At 40.2% G+C, this 5,129-nt stretch carries 5 protein-coding genes; all 5 read left to right on the top strand.

What is annotated here, in order from left to right; all coding sequences use genetic code 11:
• The first annotated feature begins 81 nt into the window (after positions 1-81).
• Positions 82-378 (top strand): hypothetical protein, encoded by a 297-nt coding sequence (locus QZ327_RS12190; protein ID WP_294619666.1) that lies wholly within the window; start codon positions 82-84, stop codon positions 376-378.
• Positions 375-1,256 (top strand): DUF1573 domain-containing protein, encoded by an 882-nt coding sequence (locus QZ327_RS12185; RefSeq protein ID WP_294619664.1) that lies wholly within the window; start codon positions 375-377, stop codon positions 1,254-1,256. The genes QZ327_RS12190 and QZ327_RS12185 overlap by 4 nt, the downstream gene beginning before the upstream one ends.
• A gap of 15 nt (positions 1,257-1,271) precedes the next feature.
• Positions 1,272-3,197, top strand: coding sequence for a hypothetical protein (locus QZ327_RS12180; protein ID WP_294619662.1), 1,926 nt, complete (start codon positions 1,272-1,274; stop codon positions 3,195-3,197).
• Between the two features lie 201 nt (positions 3,198-3,398).
• Complete coding sequence (locus QZ327_RS12175) at positions 3,399-3,680, top strand: NVEALA domain-containing protein (protein ID WP_294619660.1); 282 nt, start codon at positions 3,399-3,401, stop codon at positions 3,678-3,680.
• Between the two features lie 128 nt (positions 3,681-3,808).
• Entirely contained in the window at positions 3,809-5,005 is a 1,197-nt protein-coding gene (locus QZ327_RS12170; RefSeq protein WP_294619658.1) for a 6-bladed beta-propeller, read from the top strand.
• The last annotated feature ends 124 nt before the right edge of the window (positions 5,006-5,129 follow it).

Genomic DNA, 5,129 nt, shown 5'->3' with positions numbered 1-5,129 from the left:
GATAGAGACCGGCTGAATGTTGCGAAAGAGTACGCGGAAAGACACAAGTTCTTAAGAGAGTCCGATAAATATACAATTCCCATGCAAAAGCTTTTCAATGAGGATTTTGTATATATATTAATGGCAAGGGGGGAAGAAATGAAACACTATATTTATAACCGTTCGAAAGAAAAAGGTTTTTTGATAAAGGATGATACTCCGTTATTCATGCATCCTTGTTTTGACATTGATGACAATATTTTGTTTGCGATTTGTCAGCCTGTCGCACTTCCTTCGGTGGTAGACCGCCGTTTTATGACACAAAAGCAGATTGCGATTATGGAGCATTTGAAAGAGGATGATAATCCGGTTATTATAAAATATTATTTGAGGAGATGAGAGTGAATATAATATTAATAATATTATGTCTTGTTGGATTGCTGTCATCATGCAAAGACACTAAAGAAGAAAAAATCATCCATCTATTTAGTCAATGGAGTGGTAAAATGATTCGTTTTCCACAGAACATGGAGTTAATATCTTACATGGATACTAATGCAACTGTGAAATTTGAAGAAGTTAAGACGAAGTATACTATATTACATTATGTGGATACTATAGGTTGTGTTAGTTGCAAACTCCAATTGCCGAAATGGAATGAATTGATAGAAGAATTAGATTCAATCGCTAATGGTGATGTTCAGTGTTTAATTTCTTTTTCTCCAGCAAATAAGAAAGGGTTACTGAAATCGTTAAAAATCAACAGATTTAAGCATTATGTATATATTGATGAAAAGGATTCTCTCAATCAGTTGAATACTTTCCCAAAAGAAGATACTTTTTGCACATTTTTATTGGATGGTGAGAATAAAGTCGTAGCTATCGGAAATCCTATTCATAACCCCAAAGTAAAAGAACTTTATCTGAAAATTATCCAAGGAAAGGAAAGTACTGAAAGTGAGAAGCAGTGGACAACGGAAATCAAGGTTAAAGAATCGATAATTTCATTAGGTCGCTTTAATTGGAAAGAGGAAAAGCAAGCCGTATTTAAGATAAAGAATACAGGAAACCGCCCGTTGGTCATCAACGATGTAGCCACTTCCTGTGGCTGTACTTCCGTAGATTATCCTAAGGAGCCTGCCCGCCCCGGCGACAGCATTTCCTTGCGGGTCACTTACAAGGCAGACCATCCGGAACACTTCGACAAGACGATAACGGTGTATTGCAATGCCAATCCCTCGTTGGTGCGCTTGAAGATAATGGGGGATGCAGAATAAAATTATAATAGGAATATGAGAAAGCTATGTTATGCTCTGTTGGTGGTAATAACAATTGTAGGTTATAGCGCTTGTAGCAGTACTTTGGACAAACGTGTAGACGCTTGTCTACAGTTCGCAGGAGAAAATAAGACGGAGTTGGAGAAGGTTCTTTCTTACTATAGGAAAGAGCCTTTGAAACTGCAAGCCGCAAAGTTCCTTATGGCTAATATGCCCTATTATTATTCGTATACGGATGATGGAATAGAGAAACAGAAAGAGGTGCTCAGGAAAGTGATTGCCGATGACGGCTTTATAGAGGATTCTGTCAAAAACAAGTGGACATCAGTACACTTCAGCCGGCAGTTAAAGAAGTTTGACGCGCATGAAGTCACGGCCGACTTGCTGATAGAGAATATAGACTTGGCTTTCGAGGTATGGCAACGCCGTCCGTGGAGCAGATGCTATACGTTTGATGACTTTTGTGAGTACATTCTTCCTTACCGGATTAAAGACGAGCCTTTGGAACCGTGGAGAAGACAGTATTATGACCGGTATGCTCCCGTTCTCGATTCACTGTACAAAGGCAATGACGTGGTGGAAGCCGCGAAAGCGGTTGTAGCCTATCTGAAAGATGAAAAATTCACGAGTAACAAGGATTTTGACTTGCCGCATTTGGGCGCTTCCTATCTGTTGGAGCATAGGGTGGGGTTCTGCCGTGAGAACTGTGACATAGCCACTTATGTATTGCGTGCATTGGGCATTCCGGTAACGACGGATATGTATCAGACCTCGCCCGTTTATCAGAGCAGGCATTATTGGAGCGCGTTGATTGACACGACCAAATGTCCTGTCCCTTTCAACTATGTGGAAGAGGAGATGAGACGCGGATACATGGGGAAGCGGAAAATGGGGAAAGTGTACCGGCAATATTTTGGCTATCAACCGGAGAAATGTAAGGGTATGTACGGTGACGAGACAGTGCCCGTCTTGTTTGCCAATCCGTTTCTGGGGGATGTGACGGCGGATTATATGGGGGACATAGCAGCTACGATACCTCTAAATTCTGAAACGAAATCCCGTTATATGTATCTGGCGGTATGGACAGGGCGCAATTATGAGCCTATTGATATTACGGAGCCCGATGGCAGGCAGGCTGTCTTCAGAGGATTGGAAAAGGATGTTGTTTATCAGCCGGTTTATTGTGACAAAGAGACAGTGATTCCGGCGTATTATCCGTTTCAGATAGAAGACTCGGTGACCCGTTTCTTCGTACCGGACACGGTGAACCTGCAATATCGGGAAGTCCGCAGGAAATATCCGGTGCGCGGCAATATCCGTTCTTATATGAATCATGTGCAATGGATGAAAATAGAGGCGGACAATCGGAAGGACTTCAAGAATGCATGTTTGATACATCACGTGGTAGATACTCCGTTAGTCAATTATAACCGTGTCGTATTGAAGACTCCTGCGCGTTATCGTTACTTTCGTATGGTTCCCAGGCATACCCGCAGGATACAGATGGCGGAGTTTTGGTTATATAAGGATACTGCGGCGACGGAACGCCTGGTTCCGGTTGACATTACGCCAGACACGGTGGTCGACCGGAAACAGTTGGCACAAATCAGGCGGATGGTGGATGATGATTGGGTGACTTGCTGCTATTCGGAACGTCGGGGGGAAATTGTGACTTTTGATTACGGCGTTCCGGTGGAAGTGAAGAGCATTGTATATATCCCGAGAAATGATGATAATTTCATACGCGTAGGTGATGAATATGAATTGTTTTATCAGAATGGAAAAGATGGTTGGCGGTCTTTAGGGAAAAGGAGTGCTACGGATTATGTATTGAAATATGATAATGTGCCGGACAATGCTTTGCTTTGGCTGCGGAATTACTCTCGCGGCAAAGAGGAACGTGCTTTCTATTATGAAAATGGACGGCAGGTCTTTCCATGAGAATGTAATTATTTAAAATAGGAACAGGCAGCATGGATTTTTGTTGGAGCAAATTTGCTGCCCGTTCCATAACCCATTAAAAAAGGAGGTCAAGGCAAAAATACGAATTTAATTTGAATAGGCAAAATGTTTGCTTTTCCGTTGAAAGGATAGATACGGGAACTGACAAACAAATTATTAAAATTGACAATGAAATTTGCTATGAAAAAGAATTTTATAAAGGTGGCTTTTATCGCAGCATTTGCAGCGATTGCCGGTTACGGGATTTATGCTAATCAAAAAGCGAATTCAATGTCTGAATTGATATTGGCTAATGTGGAAGCATTGGCTTGTTATGAACTTCCTGATGTAGAGGTTGTTTGTAACAGTTCACCAGGAAAATGTTGGATGGAGGGAGATATATGTATGATAGGAGAATATACAGGGTATCGATGCATACGAACTGATAATACGTTTTTCTATTGTTCTTCTCCTTGTAGGTAATATTTGAAATGTAATTTGAACCAACTAAAAAGTAGGCTTTATTATTGTTATGCTACAATTAAAAAAAGGCTTGATATAAGGTTATTGCCTCATAGTGCTTTTTAGTTGGTTCTAAAAAAGGAAGAGAAATGAAAAATATTTATTTGCTTGTATTTGTAGTTTTATTGTACGCTTGTGCCCCGATTAAAGAAGAGGAACAGGACGTTGACGTGATTTCTTGGGAGGATGCATTGAAAAATGATGCTTCTTTCTTGAAAAGTATAGATATTATTCCTTTGGAGACAGATAGCAATACGCTCATCAAGATACCTTCTTTATTTCAATATATAAAGGACATAGATGCTTTTTTGATTTTTGATAGCAGGCAGACCGCCTATTTGTTCGATGGTGACGGAAAACATCGCAGCAATTCGTTTGCCTGTATCGGTGAGGGACCTCAGGAATATGTAATGGCGGTGGACGCCGAATATAATCCATATTCCCGTTCCATTGAACTGTATAATCCCCACAATAAGGGTTCTATTCATCGCTATGATTTGCAATTCAATTGGGAGCGGACCATAAAATTGAATCATAGCGATGGATTCACGGCTCACATCATGTGTCTGCTCAAAGAAAATCTTTATGCGTTGGAGCCGGTTCGTATGAATGAAGAGGGTTTGTTCGTGAAACTCTATGATTTCAGGAATGGCGAAACGGTTACTGCCGATGTTCCGTATGATAAATCGGGATATATAGCGGGAATTAACATGATGCGGAAAAACTACTCGGTAACGGATTCATGCATCTACTATGTACCTGATTATATGGATTATGGTTTTTATCAATATGATGTGGACAAGGAAAGTTTCACGGAAATCTACCGGTTGGACTTTGGAAAGGAAAACATCTCTAAAAAAGAGTTGGATGATTTGTATGGAGTCAGTAAGCCGGCAAAGGGAAAAGATGTGTTGAAAAGTGTGGCAATCATGCGTGAAAAGGATGACTATTTGTTGTTCTCCCAATATCCGTTGCCTATTATCCGGTTGATAAACGATTCGTATGTATATGTGCATTTTATTGTTAATAGGAAACCACACCATTTGATTTATAACCGGAAAACTAAAAAGGCGTTCGGGTTGAATCCCAAGTCACCATTGGCTATGTACAGATGCTATAGTCTGGTAGATAATGCGCTTTACACTATCCTGTATCCCTATGAATTGGATAAGTACATCAATGAAACGAATAAGAAATATTTGTCTGAAGAAGCCTTGAAAAGATTGGAAGATATAAAGGAAGAGGACAATCCGGTAGTTATAAAATACATATTGAAGAATGAGTAGAATTTGGGAATTATTTGTTCTCTTAGCTTGGGAAGAAGTTACGGCAAAGTTACGAATTTGATTTGAACAAGCAATGTGTTTGCTTTTTCGTTGAAAGGATGGATATGGGAACTGACAAACAAAT

The sequence above is a fragment of the uncultured Bacteroides sp. genome (assembly GCF_910578895.1).
Classification (GTDB): Bacteria; Bacteroidota; Bacteroidia; order Bacteroidales; family Bacteroidaceae; genus Bacteroides.
The sequence above is the reverse complement of the archived record's forward strand: the minus strand, read 5'-3'. Positions and strand labels throughout refer to the sequence as shown.

Excerpts from the sequence above, each read along its gene's own strand:
- QZ327_RS12190 (WP_294619666.1), top strand. The coding sequence starts at position 82 with ATGCAAAAGCTTTTCAATGAGGATTTTGTATATATATTAATGGCAAGG.
- QZ327_RS12185 (WP_294619664.1), top strand. The coding sequence starts at position 375 with ATGAGAGTGAATATAATATTAATAATATTATGTCTTGTTGGATTGCTG.
- QZ327_RS12180 (WP_294619662.1), top strand. The coding sequence starts at position 1,272 with ATGAGAAAGCTATGTTATGCTCTGTTGGTGGTAATAACAATTGTAGGT.
- QZ327_RS12175 (WP_294619660.1), top strand. The coding sequence starts at position 3,399 with ATGAAAAAGAATTTTATAAAGGTGGCTTTTATCGCAGCATTTGCAGCG.
- QZ327_RS12170 (WP_294619658.1), top strand. The coding sequence starts at position 3,809 with ATGAAAAATATTTATTTGCTTGTATTTGTAGTTTTATTGTACGCTTGT.